Source organism: Actinacidiphila epipremni (assembly GCF_012034175.1).
GTDB classification, from domain to species: Bacteria; Actinomycetota; Actinomycetes; order Streptomycetales; family Streptomycetaceae; genus Actinacidiphila; species Actinacidiphila epipremni.
The window spans coordinates 110345-135066 of sequence record NZ_JAATEJ010000006.1; the positions used below are offsets into that span (position 1 = coordinate 110345).

Here is a 24722-nt window from a genome sequence, read left to right on the forward strand (position 1 = left end):
CGCGCATGGCGGGAAACGGCCCCCGGGGCACAATGGGCCCATGGCTGACCGTTTCCGTTCCCGGCTGATCGACGTGTCCACCGGCTCCGCAGAGAACGTCCACGACCTGACGGCGGACTGCGCCGCCTTCCTGCGCGAGGAGGCCGCCGGCCGGGACGGGCTGCTCAACGTGTTCGTGCCGCACGCCACCGCCGGTGTCGCGCTCATCGAGACCGGCGCCGGCAGCGACGACGACCTGCTCGCCGCGCTACGGGACCTGCTGCCCGCCGACGACCGCTGGCGGCACCGGCACGGCAGCCGCGGCCACGGCCGCGACCACGTGCTGCCCGCGTTCGTGCCCCCGCACGCCACGCTCCCGGTGCTCGGCGGCGAACTGGAGCTCGGCACCTGGCAGTCCGTCGTCCTGGTCGACACCAACGGCGACAACCCCCGCCGCCAGGTGCGCCTGAGCTTCCTCGGCTGACCGCGCGCCCCCGGCCCCCGGGCGTCAGCCCCCGACCTGCCCCGACGTCAGGAAGCCCGCCAGGTCGTAGCGCACCGGCTCCTCCAGCTGGGCGTACGTGCACTGCTCCGGCTCGCGGTCCGGCCGCCAGCGGCGGAACTGCGCCGTATGGCGGAAACGGTCGCCCTGCATATGGTCGTAGGCGACCTCCACGACCCGCTCGGGGCGCAGCGGCAGCCACGACAGGTCCTTCTTGCCCGTCCACCGGCTTGGCCCGCCCGGCAGCCGCCCGCCGGCCTGCGCCTCCTCGCTGGTCCACGCCTCCCACGGGTGCCCGGCCACCGACTCCATGAGCAGCGGCGCCAGTTCCTCCATCAGCTGGGCCCGCCGCCGCATCGGGAAGGACGCGCACACCCCGACGTGCTGCAGCCGCCCGCCGCCGTCGAACAGCCCCAGCAGCAGCGAGCCCACCACCGGGCCGCTCTTGTGCTGCCGCAGACCCGCCACCACGCAGTCCGCGGTGCGCTCGTGCTTGACCTTCACCAGCGCCCGCTCACCCGGCCGGTACGGCAGCTGCGGCGGCTTGGCCACGATGCCGTCGAGCCCCGCGCCCTCGAAGCGGTCGAACCAGTCCCCGGCGAGCGCCGGGTCGCCGGTCGCCGGCGCGGTGAAGACCGGCGCGCCGGCGTCCCGCAGCGCCCGCGTCAGCGCGCCCCTGCGCTCGCTCTGCGGCTCGTCCATCAGCGACCGGTCGCCGAGCGCCAGCAGGTCGAAGGCGACAAAGCTCGCCGGTGTCACCTCCGCCAGATGGCGGACCCGCGACTGCGCCGGATGGATACGCTCCAGCAGCGCGTCGAAGTCCAGCCGCCCGCCGCGGGTGATGACGATCTCGCCGTCCAGCACGCACCGCCGCGGGATGTGCTCGCGCAGCGCCGCCACGACCTCGGGGAAGTAGCGGGTGAGCGGCTTGGTGGAGCGGCTGCCCAGCTCGATCTCGTCGCCGTCCCGGAACACGATCGCCCGGAAGCCGTCCCACTTGGCCTCGTACTGCATCCCCGGCGGGATGGCCCGGGCGGTCTTGGCGAGCATCGGCTGCACTGGGGGCATCACCGGCAGGTCCATGCCCCGATTGTGCGCGCCGGGGCCGCACGGGGCGCGCCGGCGGGCCGCCCGGCCTAGCGTGGGGGGCATGGCACAGACGCTGGAGCTGACCGTCGGCGACCGCACGGTGCGGGTGTCGCACCCGGACAAGGTCTACTTCCCGCAGCGCGGCCTGACCAAGGCCGACCTCGTGCGCTACTACCTCGCCGTCGGCGACGGCATCCTGCGGGCCCTGCGCAACCGCCCCACCACCCTGGAGCGGTACGTCGACGGCGTCGAGGGCGAGTCGTTCTTCCAGAAGCGCGCGCCGAAGAACCTGCCCGACTGGATCCCGACCGGCCGCATCGCCTTCCCCAGCGGGCGCTACGCCGACGAGATCTGCCCCACCGAGGTCGCCGCGGTGCTCTGGGCCGCCAACCTCGGCACCTTCACCTTCCACCCCTGGCCGGTGCGCCGCGGCGACACCGAGCACCCCGACGAACTGCGCATCGACCTCGACCCGCAGCCCGGCACCGGCTTCGCCGACGCGGTGCGCGCCGCCGGGCAGCTGCGCGAGGTGCTGGAGGGCCTGGGCCTGCGCGGCTGGCCCAAGACGTCGGGCGGGCGGGGCCTGCACGTCTTCGTGCCCATCGCGCCGGAGTGGACCTTCACCCAGGTGCGCCGCTCGGCCATCGCGGTGGCCCGCGAGCTGGAGCGCCGCGACCCCGGGCGGATCACCACGGCCTGGTGGAAGGAGGAGCGCGGCAGCAAGATCTTCGTGGACTACAACCAGACCGCGCGCGACCGCACCATCGCCAGCGCCTACTCCGTGCGCCCCTTCGCGCACGCCCCCGTCTCCGCCCCGCTGGACTGGGAGGAGCTGGCCGACATCGCGCCCGCCGACTTCGACATCGTCACCATGCCCGCCCGCTACGCCGAGACCGGCGACCTGCACGCCGACATGGACGACCACGCCTTCCGCCTCGACGCCGCCCTCGACCTCGCCGCCCGCGACGAACGCGACCACGGCCTCGGCGACCTGCCCTACCCGCCCGAGCACCCCAAGATGAAGGGCGAGCCCAAGCGCGTCCAGCCCAGCAGGGCCAGGAAGACCGCGGACTGAGCAGCGACCCGCCCGGCCGCCGCTACCTCGCCTCGGGCCGCCCGGGCTCCGCTCCGGTCTCCGCCCCGGCTGCCGCCCGGCTCTCCGCCCCCGCCTCCACCGCCAGCGCCTCGACCAGCGGCAGCACCCGGTAGGCCACGCGTTCGCTGAGGGCTATCTCGGTCCGGATCCGCACCACGCCGGGCAGCCGGCCGAGCCGCTGGATGACCGACTCCAGATGCGCGTTGTCCCGCGCCACGACCCGGGTGAGCAGGTCGCCGCCGCTGCCGGCGACCGAGAACGCCTCGACGATCTCCGGCACGTCCGCCAACGCGCCGCCCACCTCGTCCAGATGGCCGCGGGCGACCTCGATCCGCACGAAGGCCAGCACCGGATGGCCGAGCGCGGCGGGGGAGACCCGCGGGCCGGCCACCGTGATGACGCCGTCGCGTTCCAGCCGTTCCAGCCGGGCCTGAAGGGTGCCGCGGGCCACCCCGAGGATACGGGCGTACCCGCGGACGCTGGTGCGCGGCTGGTCCAGCAGAAGCCGCAGTATGCGGGCGTCCAGGGCGTCGAAGGGCATGGGCCGGACGTCTCCTCGCGGTCGTCGGGGATCTCATGATCACCGTACTGATGGCCCAACGGCCGACCGGCTACTTTGAGCCATCACCGCAGCGAGCGGCCGTCGCCGCCACCCAACGGCCCCCGCCCGGCACCACCCGGGAGGGCCACTGGCGGCGCCACACCGGCCCCGGAGAGGACGCGCGGCGCGCCAGGCACTACTCTCAGCCGCCGTACAGACATCAGGCGGAAGAGGTACGGCAGTGGCCGGGCACGTTTACATCGGGTCGTTCACTTCGGCGGGCGGGCGCGGGCTCACCACGGCCACCGTCGACCCGCGGACGGGAGCACTCACCGCGCTCGGCGCCACGGCCGACGTGGCCGACCCGTCCTTCCTCACCGCGTCCCCCGACGGCGGGACGCTCTACACCGTCAGCGAGACCGCGCCGGACGGCGCCGCCGCCGCGTTCTCGCTCGCCGACCCCGCGGCCCCCAAGCTGCTCGGCGCGCCCGTACGCGTGCACGGCGGCTCGCCGACCCACCTCGCCGTCCACCGGGGCCACCTGCTGACCGCCAACTACGCCGCCCCCGGCAGCGTCAGCGTGCTGCGGATCCGGCCCGACGGCAGCCTCGGCGAACTGCGCTCGCTGCTGGAGCACGAGGGCGAGGGCCCGCACGCCGAACGCCAGGAAGCCCCGCACGCGCACGCGGTGCTCACCGACCCCACCGGGCGCTGGGCGGTCAGCGTGGACCTCGGCACCGACTCGGTGCGGGTGTGCGAACTCGACCCCGGCAGCGGCGAGCTGGAGATCGAGCGGGAACTGGGCCTGCGCTCCGGCATCGGCCCGCGCCATCTGGCCTTCCACCCCGACGGCCGGCACGCCTATGTGATGAACGAACTGGACTCCGTCGTCACCGTCTGCGCGTGGGACCCCGAACGCGGCAGCCTGCGCCCGCTGTCCGAGACCCGGGTGCTGCCCGAGGGCACGGAAGGCGAGAACTACCCCTCGGAAGTCGTGATCGCCGCCGACGGCCGCTTCGCGTGGGCCGCCAACCGCGGCCACAACAGCATCGCGGTGCTCGCCGTCCACGACGGCGGCGAGCGGCTGGAACTGCTCGACACCGTGGGCTGCGGCGGCGACTGGCCCCGGCACCTGACCCTGGACCCCGCCGGCACCCGGCTCTACGCGGCCAACGAGCGCTCCGGCGACGTCACCTGGTTCGACGTCGACCCGGCCACCGGCATCCCCAAGCAGGCCGGCTCCCTCGACGTGCCGGCCGCGTCCTGCGTGCTCTTCGTCTGACGCCCCGGCACGGCCTGATACGGACGGCGCACACGCACGGCCTACACGCACGGCGGGCGGCCCCGGACCACCGGGACCGCCCGCCGTCGGCGTCGCGTGCGCTCAGTGCATCGGCGCACCGGTCGGCTGCTGCATCGGCAGGCCCAGCGCCGCCGCGTACTGCGTGACGACCAGCTTGCCCACGGCCGGGTACGGGCCGAGCGCGTCGGCGCCCGAGCAGCCGGCCTCCGCCGCCGCGGTGTGCAGCAGCTGCGGGGCGATCTCCGGGCCGATCAGGCACGGCGCGAGCGCCAGCGTCGTGGAGCCCGAGGCGCGCAACTGCTCGGCGGCGCCCGCGATGGCGCCGTCCTCGTCCAACGCGGCGGCCAGCACCGGCACCGCGAGCCGGGCGGCCAGCAGCAGCCCGGTCACCCCGGCGGCCTGGGCGGCCTCCTCGCCGCCGACCGTGGCCAGGATGATGCCGTCGGCGGCGGTCGCGACCGTGAACAGCCGTGCGCGGTCGGCGCGGGCCAGCCCCGCCTCGGACAGCCGTACATGCAGCGCCTCGGCGAGCAGCGGGTGCGGGCCGAGCACCTCGGTCAGCTCCACCTGCGCCTTGCTGTCGGCGACGGCCTGCCGCACCCGGCGCAGCACCGACGCCTCGGGCCCGGCCAGCAGCGGCACCACGACCGCGGCGGTGTCCTCGCCGGCCCTGTCCTCCGCGACCTGGTCCAGCACGCTGCGCAGCGACGGGAACTCGCTGTCGTGGTCGCCCTCGGCGTCGACGAAGCCGATCCGCGGATCGAGTCCGGACAGCTCGGAGCGGGCGATGCTGACGACTTCTTCGGCCAGGCTCAGCGCGGCGCTCGACGGAGTGCCGGGAACGGCGAGGACCAGCACCGGGGCGCCCTCGGGCGCGGACAGCGCCTCGGGTCGGCGGTGGCGTCCGGTCTGGCGCGGGCGCGGCATGCGAACAGGGAGGCCGGAGGCGGGACCGCCTGTGGTAGTGCTCATGGCGACGCATGCTAACGCCTTGCGGCGCACGGTTGTTCAACCGGGTGCGAGACGGCCGGGCCTGTCCTGAACTGTCCGGTTCCCCGGGCGCGACGGCCGTCACCGACCGTCGGACGGCGGTCATCGTACGCGTCCGGGCGGCGGCTCCCCGGCCCCGAGGAGACCGCGGCGGCGGCCCGGCGGCTACCGTCCGCCGACGGTGAGCATCGCCCCGTCGCAGGGCAGCGTCAGCCGGCCCTCCGCGAGCGCCGCGGCGATCCGCAGGGCGCCGTCCAGCGGGTCGCCCGCCGCGGGCACCAGCGTCGCGTCCGGCAGCAGCCACTCCGCCTGGTCGCGCAGCGGCCCCAGCAGCGGCTCGCCCATCTTGAACAGCCCGCCGGCCAGGCCCACGTCGGTACGCCCGGCGCCCGGCGGGCGGGCCGCGGCGGCCGACTCCAGGATGTGCTGGGCGGCCTGCCGCAGGATCCCGGACGCCACCGGGTCCTGCGCGGCGCACCGCGCCACGTCCGGCGCGAACGACGCCAGCACCGCGGGCCGGTCGGCGCGCGGGTAGAGCCGCCCCGGCAGCCCGCCGGGCGGCCCGAAGCGGTCCCGCGCGCAGGCCAGCAGCGCGGGCGAGCCGCCGGCCCGGCCGTCGTACGCGCGCATCGCCGCGTCGAGGCCGGCGCGGCCGATCCACGCGCCGCCGCCGGCGTCGCCCAGCAGATGGCCCCAGCCGTCGGCGCGCCGCCAGCCGTCGCCCGCGGTGCCGAGCGCGATCAGGCCGGTGCCGGCCGCGACGACCACGCCGGGGCGCAGGCCCAGCGCCCCGGCGTACGCGGTGACGGCGTCACCGGCCAGCGCCAGCGACCGCACCCCCAGGGCCTCGCCGAGCGCGCCGGGCAGCACCGCCCGCAGGTCGTCGCCGAGCGTCGCCATTCCGGCGGCGCCGACGCAGGCCGCGGGCAGCGCGTCGGCGCCGGCCTCGCGCATCAGGCCGGTCGCGAGCGGCAGCACCCGCTCCAGCAGGCTCGCCGCGTCGATGCCGCGCTCGCCGGTCACCGCGGGCCGCTCGTCGGTGCGCGGCGCCGGGCCGCCGGAGCCGCCGGCCGGGGCGAGGGCCACCCGCACACCGGAGCCGCCGGAGTCGACGCCGAGGACCCACTGCGTCATCGCGGGCTCAGCCCAGTCCGCGGGAGTCCTGCTTGAGGGCGGTGTCCACGGTCAGGGCGGAGGCGACGACCATGCTCAGCAGCGGGTCCTGGAGCTGCCGGTGGATCTGCAGCACATAGTTGTCCGCCGTCGTGAACAGCGTCTTGGCCAGGCCCTCCCAGGTCTTGGTGATCCGGGCGATCTCGGTCTCGGTGTGGTCGACGATCGCGAAGTTCCAGGCCCGCCAGTTCTCCGCCTTGATCGCGCCGATCTGCTGGCCGTTGTACATGAAGCCGAAGCGGATCTTGCCGAAGGCGTTCTGCTGGACGATCTCGCCGAGCGGCTCGCCGTTGGCGCGCTGCACCAGCACCTTGGACTTGATGAACTTCGCCGGCCGGGTCAGCACCAGGTGCGGCGTGCCCTGCGCGTCCCTGACCTCCAGCTTGTGGGTCAGGAACTGGTCGACGCTGGAGACGAAGCGCAGCACCTTCTTCGCGGTGCTCTGCCCGACCTCGACGACCGACCCCAGCGTGTTGCCGTGCTGGTCGAACACGCTGTACTCGTTGACCAGCTCGATGAGCTTGGCCTTCTGGTTCACCACCAGCACCGGCTCGGTGAACAGCGTGCCGCCGCCGTAGGCCGTGGGCGACACCCCGGCCTGCTGCTGCACCTGGTGCTGGACCTTCGAGGGGTCCGCCGGCCGGCTGACGTTCAGCTCCCAGGCACTGCCCCCGCCGGGCTGCTGCTGCTGGGGCACCTGCCCGGGGTTGGTGTGCTCCGTCCACCGGGTGCCGTCCCAGTAGCGGAGCAGGTTCGGAGTGCCTTGCGGGTCCGCGTACCAGCCCGCCGGGGTATTCGAATGCGTTGTCACCCGGGCAGAGTACCGTGGCCGGGCGGCTACGGAAGCTGCCAGTTCACCGGCTGGGCCCCCTGCCGTACGAGCAGGTCGTTCGCCCGGCTGAACGGGCGCGAGCCGAAGAAGCCGCGGTCGGCCGACATCGGCGACGGGTGCGCCGACTCGATCGCCGGCAACTGCCCGAGCAGCGGGCGCAGATTGCGCGCGTCCCGCCCCCACAGCACCGACACCAGCGGCCGTCCGCGCGCCGCCAGCGCCCGGATCGCCTGCTCGGTGACCTCTTCCCAGCCCTTGCCGCGGTGCGCGGCCGGCCGCCGCGGCGCGGTGGTCAGCGCCCTGTTGAGCAGCAGCACGCCCTGCCGCGTCCACGGCGTCAGGTCGCCGTTCGACGGCCGCGGCACCCCGAGGTCCGCGCACATCTCGCGGTAGATGTTCTCCAGGCTGCCGGGCAGCGGCCGTACGTCGGGGGCGACCGAGAAGCTCAGGCCCACCGCGTGACCGGGCGTCGGATACGGGTCCTGCCCGACGATCAGCACCTTCACCTCGTCCAGCGGCTGCTGGAACGCCCGCAGGACGTTCGCGCCGGCCGGCAGGTAGGTGCGGCCCGCGGCGATCTCCGCGCGGAGGAAGTCCCCCATCGCCGCGATCCGGTCCGCCACGGGTTCGAGCGCCTTCGCCCACCCCGCCTCGACAATCTCGTTCAACGGTCGTGCTGTCACGGTCCGTCACTCTACTGGCTCAACACCCGTGCCACGCACCGCGATCGGCCCCCGGAGCCGGCCGGCTCACGGGCGCAGCGCGGGGTCCGGGCGGGCAGACGGGGGCAGCCGCACACCGGTGGCCGGGTCGCAGTCCTCGGCGCCCGCCGGGGGCAGGCCGGCGGCCCAGTCCAGCCCGTAGCGCTGGAAGAGCTCGGCGCGCAGCCGGTAGACCGGCATCGGCGCGCCCGGCAGCAGCATGGCCACCGTCGCGCCCATCAGCAGCGCCCGCAGCAGCTTGTACTCCTCCTCGGGGTCGTCGGCCCCCCAGGCGGCGACGGTGTCGCGCAGCAGCTCCGCGAGGCGCTGCTGCTCCGGGCACTGGATGAAGCCCTCCTCCTGGAGGATCGACGCCATGTGGGTGCGCATCAAGGTGGTGTGCCGGACGCTGATGCCGAGCATCCCGTCGATGGCCCGCGCCAGCAGCTCCTGCCCGTCGGCGGTGCGCGGCTCGCTCTCCAGCGCCGCGGCCAGCTCGTCGGCCATCAGCCGGTGCACCGCGGACTGCAGCAGCGCCCGCTTGCCGGAGAAGTAGTACGAGACCAGGCCGCGGGCCGACCCGGCGCGCTGCGTGATGTCGGCGAGCGTGGTCGCCTCGTACCCGCGCTCCTCCACCAGCTCGACGGTGGCCTGCAGCAGCCGTTCCCGGGAACGCCTGCGCATCGCTTCATTGACCGAAGCGCTCCGAGGGGACATGCTTACTCCTGCGTTGACTGGCTGCGAGCCAATATACTCAGCGCATCCCGGCGGGCCATGGCCCGTACGGGTTTACGGGGGACGGGCGCCGTTCCCGGCGACGCGGGGGATCGCCGGGAACGGCGCCCGCCGTGCACGCCCCGGCCTGCGGGCCGCCGCGCGCGGCACACGGCCCCGGCCGGGGCCGGCCTCAGCCCACGAGGTCGAGCACCCCGCGCAGGGCGCCGGGTCTGCGCTCGGCCGGCAGGTGGTCCACCAGCAGCACCGGGCACCCCAGGGCCGCCGCGCCGCCGTCCGCCTCCCGGTTGTCGCCGACCATCGCGACCTCCTGCGGCGCCAGCCCGAGCTGCGCGCAGGCGGCCCGGAAGATCGCCGGGTCCGGCTTCTGCGCGCCCACCTCGTAGCTCAGCACGAAGGCGTCGACGAGGACGTCCAGGCCGTGCGCGGCGAACACCGGCCTGAGGTCCCAGCCGATGTTGCTGACCACCGCGACCGGCGCGCCGCGCTCCCGCAGCGCCCCCAGCACCTCGGCGGCGTCCGGGTACGGGCGCCACGCCTCGGGCGCCATGTGCCGGTCGTACAGCAGGTCGTGGACGTCCCAGGGCAGCCCCGCCGCCCGCGAGCGCCCCGTGTACGCGCGCCGGTGCCGCTCCGCGGTCAGGTCGCGCAGCGCCCACTCGGCCCCGGCCGCCTCGCCGGCCGGCTCCCGCGCGGGCGGCGTACCGCCCGGCTGCGCGCCCGTCGCCTCCAGCCGCGCCGACCAGTACGCCACCTCGTCCGCGGACGCCGCGACGCCCGCGGCCTCCAGCCCGCCGCGGAGCCAGTCCGCTGCGGGCTCGATACGGAAGAGGGTGCCGGAGAAGTCGAACATGCAGCCTTTGACCGTCATCGCCTCGATCACCTTGCTCGCGTCGTACGGCGGCCACGCGTCCACGGGCCGCCGGGCCGGGGGGTGGGATGGCGCGGGGCGGCCGGCGTCACCAGGTCAGGGCGCCCAGGCCCGGCCCGAAGGCGATCAGCAGCGGCACCGCGGGGACCAGCAGCGCGCACGCGCTCATCCGCACCCGGCGGGCCAGCGGCAGCCGCGGCGCCGGGTCGAGCAGCCGGTGGACCCGCCCGGGGAGCTCGGCGAGCTGCGCCGGGGCGGCGCCGAACACCCCGCGCTCCTCGTTCAGTTCCACCAGCGCCAGCGCCGTCGTCAGCCGGCCGACCCGGCGGGAGGCGGTGTCGTCCGCGGCGAGCTCCACCAGGTGGTGCACCTGGTCGCGGAAGGCCGCGAAGACCGGCACCTGCGGGAAGCCGCCGGCCAGCGCGCCCGAGCAGTGCAGCAGGACGTCGTGCCGGGCCCGCATGTGGCCCTGCTCGTGCGCCAGCACCGCGTCCAGCTGCCGGCCCTTGAGCCGGCGCAGCGCGGCGGTGGTGATCACCAGCTGCGGCTCGGCGCCGGACAGCCACCAGGCGTCGGTGCGCGGGTCCTCCAGCACGACCAGCCGCTCGCCGGGCGGCAGGTCCTCGCCCGGCAGCTGGGGCGCGCGCACCCGCAGCTCGGCCCGCCGCCTGCGCCGCCTGCCGCGCGCGGCCCGCACCTCGCGGGTCAGCATCGCCACCGTCCACAGGCCGCCGAGCGCCAGCATCACCGCGAGCGCCGCGGCGCCGCGGCCGTACTCCGACAGCCCGTAGGCGTCCACGACGCCGTGCGGCGCGAAGGCGAACACATGGCCGCGCACCGCCGACCACGCCGCCGACGCGGTCAGCGCCAGCGCGGACAGACAGCACAGCAGCACGGCGGCGACCACGCACTGCCAGACCCACAGGGCCAGCACCGGTTCGCGTTCCGGCCAGTCGGCACGGGACAGCAGTCGCGGCGCCATCGCCGCCGTCAGTGCGCCGAGGAACAGCAGCACGAACGGGACCGTCATGACGATCACTCTAGGAGCGCGCGGGGGACGGCGGGGCGGGCCGCACGGGATGTGACGCATCACTCACACGAGCGCACCGGCACCAGGCACCCCAAGGGCCCCACCGTGCACCGCACGCCACCGCCGGGCCACGCGCGGCGGGCCGCACGCCACCGCCGAGCCACGGGCCGCGCGGGATCACCGGGCCACGGCGTCACAGGGTCAGCAGCATCGCGAACATCGCCAGCGCCATCGCCACCCGGCACGCCGCCGCGACCTCGGGCGCGTGCCGCAGCCGTATCGCACCGCCGGTGGCGGGCAGCGGCGCCGGGGCACCGGCCACCGCGACCAGCCGGGCGCCCGAGCGCAGGACGTACGCCGCGAAATACGCCAGCAGCAGCCCGGTCAGCAGCGGGGCGCCGCCGCCCGCGCCGGTGTGACCGGCGTGCCCCTCGTGGACGGGGCCGGCCGCGGCCATCGCCGCCGCCATGTAGACCATCGCACCGGCGCACACCGAGTGGTGCATCCGGTGGGCCGGCCGGTGCGGCGACGGGCGCACCGCCTCCAGCGCGGCTGCGGCGAACACCGCGGCGAGCACGGCCGAGCCCCAGCGCGGCGGGTCGAAGACCGACATCGGCACGGCCATCAGCGCCATCCCGGCGCCCAGCAGCGCCTCGGCCCGCGCGCCCCCGCGCAGGACGCACATCAGCGCGGCGGCGACGCTCAGCGCCACCAGCAGCCAGGCCACCACCGGCGGTCCGTGCACGGCGTCCCCCCTCCCTCGCGCTCCCTCGTGCCCCTCACCTCGCGAGCCCCCTCGCGCTCACGCCCCGTCCCCGCGGCCCGAGCGCCCGCGGGAACGGCGGCTCGTCCGGAGCCTGCCCGGTCCCGGCAGCGCACACCCAAGCGCACGGAGGTGCCCGGGGGAGCGCGCCCGGCCCGTACGCGCCCGCCCGTCCGGGTGGCTGCCTGCCCGGCGCCCGCCCGCATGCCTCCCGGCTGCCTCCCGCCCCTCTCCTGCCGCCGCACCGGCAGCCGGGCCGCCCGCCGGATCCCCGCCGCGCAGGGCTCACCCTCGGTTAGCCTGTGGCGCATGGACACCGCCGCCCCGCCCACCTTCCGTGCCGCGACCGCGGCAGACGTGCCCGCCCTCGTCGCGCTCGTGGAGTCCGCCTACCGCGGCGACGCCAGCCGGGCGGGCTGGACGACCGAGGCGGACATCCTGGAGGGCCAGCGCACCGACCCCGCGGGCGTGCTCGCGGTCGTCGAGAGCCCCGACAGCCGGCTGGTCGTGGTGGAGCGCGACGGCGAGCTGGTGGCCTGCTGCCAGCTGGAGCACCGCGGCACGCACGCCTACTTCGGGATGTTCGCGGTGCGGCCCGCGCTCCAGGGCGGCGGCCTCGGCAAGCTCGTCATCGCCGAGGCGGAACGCTTCGCCCGCGAGGAGTGGAAGGTCGCCGAGATGCACATGACGGTGATCTCCCTGCGCGAGGACCTGATCGCCTGGTACGTGCGCCGCGGCTACGCCCGCACCGGGCAGACCCGGCCCTTCCCGTACGGCGACGAGCGGTTCGGCCTGCCCACCCGGGACGACCTGGAGTTCGAGGTGCTGACCAAGCGGCTCTGAGCGCGGGGCGCCCCGCGCCCGGCCTCAGGCGGCCGGCTCCGCCGGCAGGTCGGTGACCGCGCCGTCCAGGCCCAGCGCGCGCACCAGCGCCCAGTCCTGCGCGGTGTTCACCGTCCAGGCGATGACGGCGATGCCGGCGGCCTGGCAGCGCCGTACCACGTCCAGGCTCAGCCGGGTCAGGTCCAGGCTCACCATCCGGGCGCCCACCGCCTGCGCCCGCGGCACGATGCGCGGGCCGGGTTCGCCGGCGACCAGCACGGTCGGCACGTCCGGCAGCAGCGCGTGGACCTCGGCCAGCGCCTCGTCGTGGAACGACAGCACGCTGACCCGCCCGGTCGCCCCGCGCTCGCGCAGCGTGTCGGCGAGCGCCCGGGCCGCCGCGACGTCCTTGATCTCGGCCTGGATGGGCCCCGACACCGCCTCCAGCGCCTCCTCGAAGACCGGCACCCGCTCCCCGAGCCCGGCGTCCAGGCCGCGGATCTCGGCCAGCGTGAGGTCGCGGATCGGCCCGCTGCCGTCCGTGGTCCGGTCCACGTCCGCGTCGTGCATCACCACCAGCGCGCCGTCCTTGCTCAGGTGCAGGTCGAGTTCGACCTGGTCCAGCCCGGCCTGCTCGGCGCGGCGGAAGGACCGCAGGGTGTTCTCCGGCTCGACGCCCATGACGCCGCGGTGGCCGACGGTGAGGAAGCTCATACCGCACACCCTAAGCGGCCCGGGCGACACGCGGCCCAACACTCCGTGACGACCCGGCGCCACGGAGCGGATTCCGGAATGGACCGCCGCAAATCGGGGCAGCTGCCGTAAGAACCGCCGTTTCCGCGCCCACCCGCCGGAAGATCCGCCCCTGGTCCGCTTGAAGGGGCAAGAGGGACCCGGATACGGTGGTCGCACGGTAATTTTTTCTGCGGAGGAGGGGTCATGGCTGACATTCTTTCGTCGACGGCAGCGCAAGCCCGTGGCATATCCGGTCCCGACGTCATCGGCCACCCCGCGTGGGCGGAGCTGAAGGAGGCCGTCGAGACGGTACGGCCCTGGCAGCGCCCGGACGGCTCCGTGGACTTCGACGCCGAGGGCGCGCCGACCCGCGAGCAGGCCGCGCGGACCCTCGACCGGATCGCCGAGGCGGTGGGCCGGCTCACCGACCTCCTCCCGCACGACGCCGCCTACCACCGGGCACTGGAGGCCGACCTGCGCCGCTGGGCCGGCGACGGCTTCGGCGTCCCCGACTTCCTCGACTCGCTGCTGGCCTTCCAGCCCGCCGCCGACCGCGCCGACGGCCGCCGCCATGTGGTCGTCTTCCCGATGTACACGCAGAACGGCAACCCGGACCGCAACCTGGAGGCCGTCGCGCTGCGCGTGATGTGGCCCGACTGGCTCGCGGAACTGGAGCGCACCCGGTACGACAACCCGCAGTTCGTGCCGATCACCTTCGAGGACTTCACCCCCGGCTACGACACCAACTCCGCGGTGCTCTTCCCGGAGACCGTCGCGGTGCGCAAACCGCCCGCCCGCTGGAGCTGGGGCGCGATCTTCTGCGACCGCGAGGCCGCCCGCTTCCGCGCGGTCACCGCCGCGGCCGTGGACATCCTCGGCCTCGACCTGCCCCCGGAGGCCGCCCGGCTGGTCGCCGACCAGGACCTGGCACAGCAGACGTACATGCTCTGGGACATGATCCACGACCGCACCCACAGCCACGGCGACCTGCCGTTCGACCCGTTCATGATCAAGCAGCGGGCGCCGTTCTGGATGTACGGCCTGGAAGAGCTGCGCTGCGACCTGACCACCTTCCGCGAGGCGGTCAAGCTCCAGGCCGAGGGGCACCCCATGGGCCTGGGCGTGCAGTACGCGATCCTCTTCGACCGGCTCTTCCGCTTCCCGGTCACCGGCGCGCGGGTGCGCAACTACGACGGGCTCGGCGGGCAGCTGCTGTTCTCCTACCTGCACAAGCACGACGCCGTACGCTGGACGGACAACACCCTGCACATCGACTGGGAACGCGCACCGCAGGTCACCAACCAGCTCTGCGCGGAGATCGAGACGCTGTACCGCGACGGCATCGACCGGCCCAAGCTCGTGCACTGGTTCGCCGCCTACGACCTGGTCGCGCACTACCTGTCGCCGCATCCCGGCTCGGTCTGGGCCAAGGGTCCGGACGCCCTGGACCTGACGCTGCCGCCGCGCAAACTGGTCGACGACGTGCTCGCGGACGAGTTTCCGCTCAGCATGTTCTACGAGGCCCTTGCCAGGAAGCTGCGTGAGGTGATCGCCTCGACCCGCGGCATCGTCGGCGACAGCGCGGCGAGGAGGGCCGCGTGACCGGTGCGGCCGAGGAGGCGCAGATGACGACCGACACGTACACGGGCGGGCTGGACGGAGCGGTGATCGCGGTGGCGGGCGCCGGGGGACCGGCGGGCCGCGCCGTCCTGCAGCGGCTGGCCCGCGCGGGCAGCCACGTCGTCGCCGCCGACGCAGACCCCGAGCGGCTCGCCGAGGCCGTGGACGCGGCGCGCTACGACGCGGGCGGCGCGGACATCACCGGCGAGATCGTCGACCTGCTCGACCTGGAGGCCACGCAGGACTGGGCCGGCCGGATCGAGAAGGACCACGGGCGGGTCGACGGCCTGGTGCACCTGGTGGGCGGCTGGCGCGGCTCGGCGTCCTTCCCCGAGACCGAGCTCGCCGACTGGGACGTGCTGCACAAGCTGCTGATCCGCACCGTCCAGAACACCTCGCTGGCCTTCCACGACGGGCTGATGCGCAGCCCCGGCGGGCGCTACGTCCTGATCAGCGCGGCCGGCGCGAGCAAGCCCACCGCCGGGAACGCCGCCTACGCCGCCGCCAAGGCCGCGGCCGAGGCATGGACGCTCGCGCTCGGCGACTCCTTCCGCAAGCTCGGCGGCCCCGACGGGCCCACCGCGGCGGCCACCGTCCTGGTGATCAAGGCGCTGGTGCACGATGGTCTGCGGGCCGAGCGCCCGCAGTCGACCTTCGCCGGCTTCACCGACGTACGCGACCTCGCCGACGCGATCGCGGACGTGTGGAACGGCACCGCAGCGCAAGTGAACGGAACCCGCCAGTGGCTGACGCCCCAACCGTGACCGACCCCGCCGACGAGCGCGCGGAGCCCCCCGCGCCGCCGGCACCCGCCGCCACCGACGCCGTACGGCGGCACGACCCCGACGTCCGCGGCTTCGCCAGCGACAACTACGCCGGGGTCCACCCCGAGGTGCTGGCTGCGCTCGCCCTCGCCAACGGCGGCCACCAGGTCGCCTACGGCGGCGACGCGTACACCGCCGGCCTCCAGGACCTCTTCCGGCGGCACTTCGGCCCCGCCGCCGAAGTCTTCCCGGTCTTCAACGGCACCGGCGCCAACGTGACCGCGCTGCAGGCGCTCACCGAGCGGTGGGGCGCGGTGGTGTGCGCCGAGAGCGCGCACATCAACGTCGACGAGTGCGGCGCGCCCGAACGCGTGGGCGGCCTGAAGCTGCTCACCGTCCCGACCCCGGACGGCAAGCTCACCCCCGGGCTGATCGACCGGCAGGCATGGGGCTTCGAGGACGAGCACCGGGCCCAGCCGCAGGTCGTGGCGCTGACGCAGACCACCGAGCTGGGCACGTGCTACACGCCCGAGGAGGTCAGGGCGATCTGCGAGCACGCCCACGAGCGGGGCATGGCCGTCTACATGGACGGCGCGCGGCTCGCCAACGCCGCCGCGACCCTCGGGGTGCCGCTCGCCGCCTTCACCACCGACGCGGGCGTCGACGTGCTGTCCTTCGGCGGCACCAAGAACGGGCTGCTGCTCGGCGAGTGCGTCGTCGTGCTCAGCCCGCAGCGGGTGCGCGGGCTGAGGTACCTGCGCAAGCTCTCGATGCAGCTGGCGTCCAAGATGCGCTTCGTGTCCGTGCAGTTCGAGGCGCTGCTGGCCGGCGACCTGTGGCTGCGCAGCGCCGCGCACGCCAACGCGATGGCCCGCAGGCTGGAGGCGGCCGTGAGCGGCGTCGCGGGCGTGCGGGTGACGCAGCCGGTGCAGTCCAACGCGGTCTTCGCGGTGCTGCCGCGCGAGGTGAGCGAGCGGCTGCAGAAGCGCCACCGCTTCTACTTCTGGGACGAGGCGACCGGCGAGGTGCGCTGGATGTGCGCCTTCGACACCACCGAGCGGGACGTCGACACCTTCGCCGCGGCCCTCGCCGAGGAGATGGCCGCCGCTCGTGGCTGAATAAATATACGGAGATCGGTAATTCGATTGATCGCGGGCCGGTGGTTTCCTAGGGTCGGCGCATGGAACCGACACCGGAGACCACCGACCTGTCCGCGTATCTCGCGGCCGACGACGTCATCGACCACCACGACCCGCTGGTGGCCGAGACGGCGGCACTGCTCGCCGAGGACACCGGAAGCCTGCATGAATATGCGCAAGCGGCCTATGAATACGTCCGGGACGCCGTCCCGCACTCCTTCGACTCCGGCGACCCGCGCGTGACCTGGCGGGCCTCCGACGTCCTGGAGCAGCGCAACGGCATCTGCTACGCGAAATCCCACGCCCTCACCGCGCTGCTGCGGGCCCGCGGCATCCCCGCCGGGCTGTGCTACCAGCGGCTGACCGCCGACGACGGCTCCGACCCCGCGCTGCACGGCCTGGTCGCGCTGCGGCTGCCCGGCACCGACCGCTGGAGCCGGCTGGACGCCCGGGGGAACAAACCCGGGGTGGACGCCGGTTTCTCGCTGGACGTGGAGCAGCTCGCCTTCCCCGTGCGCCCGCAGCTCGGGGAGTGCGACTATCCCACCGTGTACGCCGCGCCGCTGCCGCAGGTCGTGGAAAGCCTGCGCGCGGCGCCGAGCAGCGCGCGGATCGTGCTGCTCACCGAACTGCCGTGACCGTACGGCCGATCCGTCCCGAGGAGGACCGCGCATGGGTGCCGCGGACGACGCCGCGCGGCTCACGGCCGCCGACCTGGGCGGGCCGCTGGGGGAGCGCGCCACGCTGGTGCAGTTCTCCAGCGCCTTCTGCGCGCCCTGCCGCGCCACCCGCCGGGTGCTCGCCGAGGTGTCGGACATGGTCGAGGGGGTACGCCATGTGGAGATCGACGCCGAGGCGCACCTCGCGCTGATGCGCCGGCTGCGCATCGAGCGCACCCCGACGGTGCTCGTCCTGGACGCGTCGGGCGCGGTCGTCCGCCGCGCGGCCGGGCAGCCGCGCCGGGCCGACGTGATCGCCGCACTCGGCGCGGCGATCTGACGGCGCCCGCGGCGCGCACGCGGCGGCGTCGGACAGGTCACAGCCGGCGGGCCTTGCTAAGCAGCCGCACAGCGGATGTACTGGCGAGTAATATAAACGCCGGGGACTCGCCGGGGACGCAGGGCGTACCGCGGCGGGGAGCCGCGGCCACTGGCGCCTATGCTGCCAATTCCGGGGCACTTGCCAGGGCGCTGCCAGGGCAGTTGACGAAGACGTGCAGGACGAAGCAGTAGGAGAGCAGGCGTGAGCTTGAGGATCGTAGTCGCTGTGAAGTACGTGCCCGACGCCACCGGCGACCGCCACTTCGCCGATGACCTGACCACCGACCGCGAGGCGGTCGACGGCCTGCTGTCGGAACTGGACGAATACGCCGTCGAGCAGGCGCTGCAGATCGCCGATGCCGCCGACGACGCGGAGATCACCGTCCTGACCGTCGGCCCCGAGGACGCCAAGGACGCGGTGCGCAAGGCGCTGTCCATGGGCGCCGACAAGGGCGTCCACGTCGAGGACGACGCGCTGCACGGCTCGGACGTCATCGGCACCTCGCTGGTGCTCGCCAAGGCGATCGAGCACATCGGCTACGACCTCGTCGTGACCGGCATGGCCTCCACCGACGGCACCATGGGCGTCCTGCCCGCACTGCTCGCCGAGCGGCTGGGCATCCCGCAGGTCACCCTGCTGTCCGAGGTCGCGGTCGCCGACGGCACGGTGACCGGCCGCCGGGACGGCGACGCGGCGAGCGAGCAGCTGGAGGCGGCGCTGCCGGCGCTGGTGTCGGTCACCGACCAGTCCGGCGAGGCCCGCTACCCGTCCTTCAAGGGCATCATGGCCGCCAAGAAGAAGCCGGTGGAGTCCCTGGACCTGTCGGACCTCGGCATCGACGCGGCCGAGGTCGGCCTGGCCGGCGCCTGGACCGCGGTGCAGGACGCCGCCAAGCGCCCGGAGCGCACCGCAGGCACGATCGTCAAGGACGAGGGCGAGGGCGGCAAGCAGCTCGCGGCCTACCTCGCGGAGCAGAAGTTCATCTGAGCCGCGACCGCTCGCCCGCCCCCGCCTCCCATTTTCCGCAGGAGAACGATTCCCATGGCTGAAGTCCTCGTCCTGGTCGACCACGTGGACGGCGCCGTCCGCAAGCCGACCCTCGAACTGCTCACCCTGGCCCGCCGCATCGGCGACCCGGTCGCCGTGCACCTCGGCCCCGGCGCCGACACCGCCGCCCCGGTCCTGGCCGAGCACGGCGCCGTCAAGGTGCTCACCGCCGACGCGCCCGAGTTCGCCGACTACCTCGTCGTCCCGAAGGTGGACGCGCTGCAGGCCGCCGCCGCGGCCGTCTCGCCGGCCGCCGTGCTGGTGGCGTCCTCCGCCGAGGGCAAGGAGGTAGCCGCCCGGCTGGCGCTGCGGCTCGGCTCCGGCATCATCACCGACGCCGTCGACGTGACCGCGGGCGACGAGGGGCCGGTCGCCACGCAGTCCGTCTTCGCCGCCGCCTTCACCACCCGCTCCCGGGTCTCCCGCGGCATCCCGGTGATCACCGTCAAGCCCAACTCCGCGCCCGTCGAGGCCGCCCCGGCCGCCGGCACCGTCGAGCCGCTGGAGGTCTCCTTCGGGGAGCTGGCGACCGGCACCAAGGTCGTCTCGCGCACCCCGCGCCAGTCCACCGGCCGCCCGGAGCTGACCGAGGCCGCGATCGTGGTCTCCGGCGGGCGCGGCGTCAACGGCGCGGAGAACTTCTCGATCATCGAGGAGCTCGCCGACTCCCTCGGCGCGGCCGTCGGCGCCTCCCGCGCCGCGGTGGACGCCGGCTGGTACCCGCACAGCAACCAGGTCGGCCAGACCGGCAAGTCGGTCTCCCCGCAGCTCTACATCGCCAACGGCATCTCCGGCGCCATCCAGCACCGGGCCGGCATGCAGACCTCCAAGACCATCGTGGCGGTCAACAAGGACGCCGAGGCCCCGATCTTCGACCTCGCCGACTACGGCGTCGTCGGCGACCTCTTCCAGGTCGTCCCGCAGCTCACCGCGGAGGTCAAGGCCCGCAAGGGCTGACCCGCCGCCCCGGCCCCGCAGCACGCCGCGGCCCCCGTACGCCTCACGCGCACGGGGGCCGCGGCACTCCCGGGCGGCGCGCCCGGCTGCGTACCGGCCGGCGTACCGGGGGAGCAGGTCAGGACGAGGGCGGGATCTCGCCGGAGCCGCGCGGGATGAGCCGGGCCGGCAGCTCGACCCGGCTGGTGCCCGTCGCCGCGCCGTCCAGCCGCCGGAAGAGCATCTGGGCCGCGGTACGGCCGAGGCCCGGGGCGTCCTGGGCGACCACCGTGACCGGCGGGTCCAGCAGGTCGGCGAGCTCGAAGTCGTCGAAGCCCACCAGCGCGACCGGCTCCGGGCGGCCGGACAGCACCCGTACCGCCGTCACCGTCACCCGGTTGTTGCCGGCCAGCAGCGCGGTCACCGGCTCGGGTCCTGACAGCATGGAGGCGAGCACCGCCTGCACCCGCTGCGGGGTGGTCGGGCCCATCGCGTACCACTGCGGGCGTACGTCGATCCCGGCGTCGGCCATCGCCTCGCGGTAGCCGCGCAGCCGCTCGGCGGCGGTGTGGATGCCGGGCTGGTCGCCGATGAACCCGATCCTGCGGTGGCCGTGCGCGATCAGGTGCGCCACGCCCGCCCGGGTGCCGCCGGCGTTGTCGGTGAGCACCACGTCGGCGTCGATCCGGCCCGCGGGGCGGTCCACGAACACCGTCGCCACGCCGGCGTCGATCTCGGGCACCAGGTAGCGGTGGTCGTCACCGGCCGGCACCACGACCAGCCCGTCGACCCGGCGGGCGCAGAAGGCCAGCACCAGCTCCTGCTCGCGGCGCGGGTTCTCGGTGCTGGACCCGGTGAACAGCAGCGCGCCGTGCGCGCGGGCCACGTCCTCCACGGCCCGGCTCAAGGAGGCGTAGAAGGGGTCGGCGAGGTCCTCCAGGACCAGGCCGACGCTCGCGGTGCGGCGGGTGCGCAGCAGCCGGGCGCTGTCGTTGCGGCGGAAGCCGAGGGCGTCGATCGCGGCCTGGACGCGGGCCGCGGTGTCGGGGGTGACGCCCGGCTCCTCGTTCACCACCCGGGAGACCGTCTTCAGGCCGACACCCGCCCGGGCGGCGACATCCTTCATGGTGGGCCGGGGGACGCGTCCTGGAGTATGGGTCACGGTCGTAGTATTCCCTGCGGCAAGAGATGGACAACGTTGTCACGATCAGGCGAGACTACCCCCGGGGCCCGCGCCGTGGAAGCGGGGCGGCCGAGGGCGGCCGAAGCTCTGCCCGAGCGGGGCCGGCCACCGGCCGGCACGGGCCGCACAACGGCCCGGGCGCGGCGCGAAAGCAACCCCGAGCAGCACCCAAGCACCACCACGGCACGACCCGGGCACGACCTGAACACAGTCAGGGCACGACCGGGGCGAGGCCGCCGTTCCACCTCCGTACTTACTGGAGGGCAGCGCCGTACGGCCACGTCCCACCGCGTACGACCCCGTACGACCCAGCTCCACCCGGCACCACCCCCGCACCACCTGCACCACCGCGCACGACCCGGCACCACCCCCGCACCATGCGGCGGCCAGACCGCCGTACCACCCGAGCACCATCCCGCACGAAGGAGATCGACAAAACGATGCACGTGCACGGCGCGACCGGTCCACTGGTGGCCGCACTGGACATCGGCGGCACGAAGATCGCCGGCGCCCTCGTCGACACCGAGGGGCGGCTGGTCGCGCGCTCTTTGCGGCCGACGCCCGCCGGCCGGGACGGCGAGACGGTGATGGGCGCCGTCGCCGAGGTGCTGGGCGAGCTGCGCGCGGCCCCGCAGTGGGGGGCGGCGGTCGCCGTCGGCATCGGCAGCGCCGGGCCGGTGGACGCCGTGCACGGCACCGTGAGCCCCGTCAACGTCCCCGGCTGGCGTGACTTCCCGCTCGTGCCCCGGGTCGCGGGCGCGGCCGGCGGGCTGCCGGTGGTGCTCACCGGCGACGGTGTCGCGATGACCGCGGCCGAGCACTGGCAGGGCGCCGCCCGCGGCTACGACAACGCGCTGTGCATGGTGGTGTCCACCGGCGTCGGCGGCGGCCTGGTGCTCGGCGGCACGCTGCTGCCCGGCCCGACCGGCAACGCCGGGCACATCGGCCACATCAGCGTCGACCTCGACGGCGACCCCTGCCCGTGCGGCTCCCGCGGCTGCGTCGAGCGGCTGGCCAGCGGCCCCAACATCGCCCGCCGCGCGGTGGAGTCCGGCTGGACGCCGCCGGCCGGCGCCGCGCCCACCGCGGCGGCCGTCGCGGAGTCCGCGCGGGCCGGCGACCCGCTCGCGCTGGCCTCCTTCGACCGCGCCGCCCAGGCCCTCGCGGCGGGCATCGCGGCGACCGCGACGCTGGTCGAGATCCACGTCGCCGTCATAGGCGGCGGGGTCGCCGGCGCGGGGCCCGTGCTCTTCGACCCGCTGCGCGAGCACCTGACCCACTACGCCACCTTGTCCTTCGCGGCCGGCGTGGACGTCGTCCCGGCCAAGCTGGGCACCGACGCGGGGCTGGTGGGCGCCGCCGCGGCAGCCGCCCAGGGCCTGGGCCTCGCGGGCTTCGTCGCGGGCTGAGCCGCGGGCCGTACGCCGGGGCGCGCCGCCCGGCGCACGCGCCCCGGCGCACGGCCGGGTGAGGCCGTCCGGGCGGCGCCCCCGGCCGTACGGTCGCCCCGAGCTGCCCCCGGGGCCCCACCCGGGCCTGCTTGTGACCGGCGCCCCGGTCGTACGGCCGGGTGCGCCCGCTCGGGCCTACGCCCCCTCGCCGCCCGCCGGGACGGCGACCTCGCGGCGCGTCGCCGGTGTGGCGGCGCGGCGGCTGAGCAGCCACACCGCGGCGCCGCCGGCCAGGCAGGCGGCGGCGCTGAGCAGGAAGGCGTGGTTGCCGCCCGCGGCGAGGGCGGCGGCGGGGGAGGAGGCGTGGGCGGCGGTCACGACGGCGACGGTGAGCGCCACGCCGAGGGCCGAACCGACGTAGCGGGCGGTGTTGTTGGCGCCCGAGCCCATGGCGCTGCGGTCGGCCGGCACGCTGGAGACCGCGAGCCGGGCGAGCGCGGCGTTGAGGATGCCGCTGCCGACGCCGCCCACCGCGAGGCCCGGGAAGAGCCTGCCGTACGAGCCGCCGACGTGCAGCCCGTACAGCGCGCCCTGGCCTATCGCGGCGATCGTCAGGCCCAGCGCGGCCTGCGCGCCGGCCGTGACGTACGGCGCGAGCCGGCGGGCCAGCAGCGCGGACAGGGCCGAGACGCCCGACCACACCACGAACAGCATGCTGGTGGCCACCGCGCCGGTGCCGAGCACGCCCTCCACGATGGTCGGCAGGTAGCTGAACACCCCGACCAGGGCGAGGCCGTTGGTGAGCGCGCCCAGCTCCGCGGCGAGGAAGGCGGGGCTGCGCCACAGCTGCGGGTCCAGCATCGGCTCGGCGACCCGGCGCTCCACCGCGGCGAAGACGGCGAGCGCCACCGCCGCGGCGGCGACCGGCACCAGCACCGCCGGCTGGAGCCAGCCGCTGCGGCTCTCGCCGAAGCCGGCGACCAGCGCGCCGACGCCGGCGCTCAGGGTCAGCGCGCCGGCCGGGTCCAGCCGGCGGGGCCGGGCGGCACGTGACTCGGGGACGGCCGCGGTGAGCGCGGCCACCGGCACGGCCAGCAGCGCCAGGCCCCAGTAGATCGAGCGCCAGCCCCAGACCTGCGTCAGCACCGCCGCGTAGACCGGGCCGACGGCGACCCCGGCGCCGACCGTCGCGCCCCACATCCCCAGCGCCCGCACCCGCTGGTGGCCCGCCGGGTGTGTCGCGGCGATCAGCCCCAGGCCCGCCGCCAGCACGGCCGCGCTCGCCGCGCCCTGGACGACGCGGCCGGCCAGGAAGAAGGCGGTGCCGGGCGCGGCGGCCGACAGCGCGGTGGACAGCAGCAGCACGACCGTGCCCGAGGCGAACGTACGGCGCCGGCCGCGCGCGTCCGCGACGCTGCCCATGGTCAGCAGCAGGGCGGCCAGGCCGACCGGGGTGCCGGTGAGCATCCAGGTCTGGGCGACGGGCCCCGAGTGCAGCCCGTGCGCGGTGGCGCCGAGCGTGGTGGCGGGGGCGGTGAAGGCCATCAGCGTCAGGAGGGTGCCGAGGCACACCGTCAGCAGCGTCGCCCCGGCGCCGTGGGCGGGGGCCCGGTGGGCGGCGGGGGCCGGGGGCGGCTCACCGCCGGGGCGGCGCGGGGGTTCACCGGGGACGGCGGGCGGGGCGGGGCTGCCGGGTGCGGCCTGGGCGTTCATGGGGTTCCTCCGCTGGGGTGCGGTCGGTCCGTGGGATGCCGAGCAGTGGTGAGTCTGGTCATTGAACCTACGACTCGGCCGCAGCGTAGCACGTGAGTCTGTTCACTGAACTGACATCGTTCCCGGCAGTACGCTGGCCCCATGGCACTCGGTACGGACTACGCCAAGCAGGACTGCTCCCTCGCCCGCGCCCTGGAGGTGATCGGGGAGCGCTGGAGCCTGCTGATCGTGCGGGACGCCTTCTACGGCGTGCGCCGGTTCAACGACTTCCTGGTCCACCTCGACATCCCGCGGGCCGTGCTCACCGCGCGGCTGGCCGCGCTCACCGACGCCGGGGTGCTGCGGAAGGTCGCCTACCAGCAGGCGCCGCCGCGCTACGACTACGTCCTGACCGACGCCGGGATCGGCCTGTGGCCACCGCTGCACGCCCTCGTGCGGTGGGGCGGCGAGCACGCGAGCCAGGGCCCGCCCAGCAGGACCTTCCACCACGCCGTGTGCGGCACCCGGCTGGACATGACCGGCGGCTGCCCGGCCTGCGGGCTCTCCCAGGTTGCCCCGGCCGACGTCGAGATGCGCACCCCCGCCCCCGACGGCCGCCCCCGCCGCGACGACCCGGTCGCCGCCGCGATCGCCGTCCCGCACCGGCTGCTGCGCCCGCTGCGCGGCCCCGCCGCAGGAGGCGACGCGTTTACCGGTTCCGATGATCCGGGCAATTCGTAGGCGTCT

At 75.3% G+C, this 24722-nt stretch carries 26 protein-coding genes; 13 read left to right on the forward strand and 13 right to left on the reverse strand.

Annotated features, from left to right (window positions below; translation table 11 throughout):
* Positions 1 to 40: 40 nt before the first annotated feature.
* Positions 41 to 463 carry a YjbQ family protein gene (locus HCN08_RS10460; protein ID WP_167982693.1) on the forward strand — a complete coding sequence of 141 codons (423 nt, stop codon included), beginning with the start codon at positions 41 to 43 and terminating at the stop codon, positions 461 to 463.
* 24 nt (positions 464 to 487) lie between these two features.
* On the opposite strand, the gene HCN08_RS10465 is transcribed toward HCN08_RS10460, so the two are convergent.
* Complete coding sequence (locus HCN08_RS10465; protein WP_167982694.1) at positions 488 to 1564, reverse strand: ATP-dependent DNA ligase; 1077 nt, start codon at positions 1562 to 1564, stop codon at positions 488 to 490.
* A 67-nt stretch (positions 1565 to 1631) separates the two neighbouring features.
* On the opposite strand from HCN08_RS10465, the gene ligD reads away from it, so the two are divergent.
* Positions 1632 to 2645, forward strand: a complete 1014-nt coding sequence (ligD, locus tag HCN08_RS10470; RefSeq protein WP_167982695.1) for a non-homologous end-joining DNA ligase — start codon at positions 1632 to 1634, stop codon at positions 2643 to 2645.
* A gap of 22 nt (positions 2646 to 2667) precedes the next feature.
* Here ligD and HCN08_RS10475 read toward each other — a convergent pair whose 3' ends face one another.
* Positions 2668 to 3207 (reverse strand): Lrp/AsnC family transcriptional regulator, encoded by a 540-nt coding sequence (locus HCN08_RS10475; RefSeq protein ID WP_167982696.1) that lies wholly within the window; start codon positions 3205 to 3207, stop codon positions 2668 to 2670.
* A 241-nt stretch (positions 3208 to 3448) separates the two neighbouring features.
* Here HCN08_RS10475 and HCN08_RS10480 point away from each other — a divergent pair, with 241 nt between their 5' ends.
* Positions 3449 to 4489 (forward strand): lactonase family protein, encoded by a 1041-nt coding sequence (locus HCN08_RS10480; protein ID WP_167982697.1) that lies wholly within the window; start codon positions 3449 to 3451, stop codon positions 4487 to 4489.
* Between the two features lie 102 nt (positions 4490 to 4591).
* Here the strand turns inward: HCN08_RS10480 and HCN08_RS10485 are convergent, their stop codons facing one another.
* The 8 genes from HCN08_RS10485 to HCN08_RS10520 form a co-directional block, all read right to left on the reverse strand.
* Complete coding sequence (locus HCN08_RS10485; protein WP_167982698.1) at positions 4592 to 5482, reverse strand: sirohydrochlorin chelatase; 891 nt, start codon at positions 5480 to 5482, stop codon at positions 4592 to 4594.
* A 183-nt stretch (positions 5483 to 5665) separates the two neighbouring features.
* Complete coding sequence (locus HCN08_RS10490) at positions 5666 to 6634, reverse strand: N-acetylglucosamine kinase (RefSeq protein WP_167982699.1); 969 nt, start codon at positions 6632 to 6634, stop codon at positions 5666 to 5668.
* A 7-nt stretch (positions 6635 to 6641) separates the two neighbouring features.
* On the reverse strand, positions 6642 to 7484 hold the full coding sequence (locus HCN08_RS10495) for a phospholipid scramblase-related protein (RefSeq protein WP_167982700.1): 843 nt from the start codon (positions 7482 to 7484) through the stop codon (positions 6642 to 6644).
* 26 nt (positions 7485 to 7510) lie between these two features.
* Positions 7511 to 8188, reverse strand: coding sequence for a uracil-DNA glycosylase (locus HCN08_RS10500; RefSeq protein WP_167982701.1), 678 nt, complete (start codon positions 8186 to 8188; stop codon positions 7511 to 7513).
* Positions 8189 to 8254: 66 nt separating this feature from the next.
* Positions 8255 to 8923 (reverse strand): TetR/AcrR family transcriptional regulator, encoded by a 669-nt coding sequence (locus HCN08_RS10505; protein ID WP_167982702.1) that lies wholly within the window; start codon positions 8921 to 8923, stop codon positions 8255 to 8257.
* A gap of 190 nt (positions 8924 to 9113) precedes the next feature.
* Complete coding sequence (locus tag HCN08_RS10510) at positions 9114 to 9812, reverse strand: HAD family hydrolase (protein WP_167982703.1); 699 nt, start codon at positions 9810 to 9812, stop codon at positions 9114 to 9116.
* A gap of 88 nt (positions 9813 to 9900) precedes the next feature.
* Positions 9901 to 10842 carry a M56 family metallopeptidase gene (locus HCN08_RS10515; protein WP_167982704.1) on the reverse strand — a complete coding sequence of 314 codons (942 nt, stop codon included), beginning with the start codon at positions 10840 to 10842 and terminating at the stop codon, positions 9901 to 9903.
* A 193-nt stretch (positions 10843 to 11035) separates the two neighbouring features.
* The gene (locus HCN08_RS10520) at positions 11036 to 11587 is read right to left on the reverse strand and encodes a DUF5134 domain-containing protein (protein ID WP_167982705.1); all 552 of its coding nucleotides are present in this window, start codon (positions 11585 to 11587) and stop codon (positions 11036 to 11038) included.
* 327 nt (positions 11588 to 11914) lie between these two features.
* On the opposite strand from HCN08_RS10520, the gene HCN08_RS10525 reads away from it, so the two are divergent.
* Positions 11915 to 12448 carry a GNAT family N-acetyltransferase gene (locus tag HCN08_RS10525; protein ID WP_167982706.1) on the forward strand — a complete coding sequence of 178 codons (534 nt, stop codon included), beginning with the start codon at positions 11915 to 11917 and terminating at the stop codon, positions 12446 to 12448.
* Positions 12449 to 12472: 24 nt separating this feature from the next.
* On the opposite strand, the gene HCN08_RS10530 is transcribed toward HCN08_RS10525, so the two are convergent.
* Positions 12473 to 13141 (reverse strand): glycerophosphodiester phosphodiesterase, encoded by a 669-nt coding sequence (locus tag HCN08_RS10530; protein ID WP_167982707.1) that lies wholly within the window; start codon positions 13139 to 13141, stop codon positions 12473 to 12475.
* Positions 13142 to 13366: 225 nt separating this feature from the next.
* Between HCN08_RS10530 and HCN08_RS10535 the strand changes: the two genes are divergently transcribed.
* From HCN08_RS10535 to HCN08_RS10565, 7 genes are all read left to right on the forward strand, one after another.
* Positions 13367 to 14764, forward strand: coding sequence for a DUF6421 family protein (locus HCN08_RS10535; protein ID WP_167982708.1), 1398 nt, complete (start codon positions 13367 to 13369; stop codon positions 14762 to 14764).
* Positions 14765 to 14787: 23 nt separating this feature from the next.
* Positions 14788 to 15546 carry an SDR family oxidoreductase gene (locus tag HCN08_RS10540; protein WP_167982863.1) on the forward strand — a complete coding sequence of 253 codons (759 nt, stop codon included), beginning with the start codon at positions 14788 to 14790 and terminating at the stop codon, positions 15544 to 15546.
* Positions 15543 to 16664 (forward strand): threonine aldolase family protein, encoded by a 1122-nt coding sequence (locus HCN08_RS10545; protein WP_167982864.1) that lies wholly within the window; start codon positions 15543 to 15545, stop codon positions 16662 to 16664. The genes HCN08_RS10540 and HCN08_RS10545 overlap by 4 nt, the downstream gene beginning before the upstream one ends.
* 62 nt (positions 16665 to 16726) lie before the next feature.
* Positions 16727 to 17323: a transglutaminase-like domain-containing protein gene (locus tag HCN08_RS10550; RefSeq protein WP_167982709.1), complete on the forward strand. Its 597-nt coding sequence runs from the start codon at positions 16727 to 16729 to the stop codon at positions 17321 to 17323.
* A gap of 34 nt (positions 17324 to 17357) precedes the next feature.
* Positions 17358 to 17684: a TlpA family protein disulfide reductase gene (locus tag HCN08_RS10555; RefSeq protein ID WP_167982710.1), complete on the forward strand. Its 327-nt coding sequence runs from the start codon at positions 17358 to 17360 to the stop codon at positions 17682 to 17684.
* Between the two features lie 243 nt (positions 17685 to 17927).
* Complete coding sequence (locus HCN08_RS10560) at positions 17928 to 18713, forward strand: electron transfer flavoprotein subunit beta/FixA family protein (protein ID WP_167982711.1); 786 nt, start codon at positions 17928 to 17930, stop codon at positions 18711 to 18713.
* A 54-nt stretch (positions 18714 to 18767) separates the two neighbouring features.
* Complete coding sequence (locus HCN08_RS10565) at positions 18768 to 19730, forward strand: electron transfer flavoprotein subunit alpha/FixB family protein (RefSeq protein ID WP_167982712.1); 963 nt, start codon at positions 18768 to 18770, stop codon at positions 19728 to 19730.
* Positions 19731 to 19848: 118 nt separating this feature from the next.
* On the opposite strand, the gene HCN08_RS10570 is transcribed toward HCN08_RS10565, so the two are convergent.
* Positions 19849 to 20835 carry a LacI family DNA-binding transcriptional regulator gene (locus tag HCN08_RS10570; protein ID WP_167982865.1) on the reverse strand — a complete coding sequence of 329 codons (987 nt, stop codon included), beginning with the start codon at positions 20833 to 20835 and terminating at the stop codon, positions 19849 to 19851.
* Between the two features lie 497 nt (positions 20836 to 21332).
* Here HCN08_RS10570 and HCN08_RS10575 point away from each other — a divergent pair, with 497 nt between their 5' ends.
* The gene (locus tag HCN08_RS10575; protein WP_167982713.1) at positions 21333 to 22301 is read left to right on the forward strand and encodes an ROK family protein; all 969 of its coding nucleotides are present in this window, start codon (positions 21333 to 21335) and stop codon (positions 22299 to 22301) included.
* Positions 22302 to 22478: 177 nt separating this feature from the next.
* Here the strand turns inward: HCN08_RS10575 and HCN08_RS10580 are convergent, their stop codons facing one another.
* On the reverse strand, positions 22479 to 23996 hold the full coding sequence (locus tag HCN08_RS10580) for an MFS transporter (protein WP_167982714.1): 1518 nt from the start codon (positions 23994 to 23996) through the stop codon (positions 22479 to 22481).
* 141 nt (positions 23997 to 24137) lie between these two features.
* Here HCN08_RS10580 and HCN08_RS10585 point away from each other — a divergent pair, with 141 nt between their 5' ends.
* Positions 24138 to 24716, forward strand: coding sequence for a winged helix-turn-helix transcriptional regulator (locus HCN08_RS10585; protein ID WP_167982715.1), 579 nt, complete (start codon positions 24138 to 24140; stop codon positions 24714 to 24716).
* Positions 24717 to 24722 lie beyond the last annotated feature (6 nt).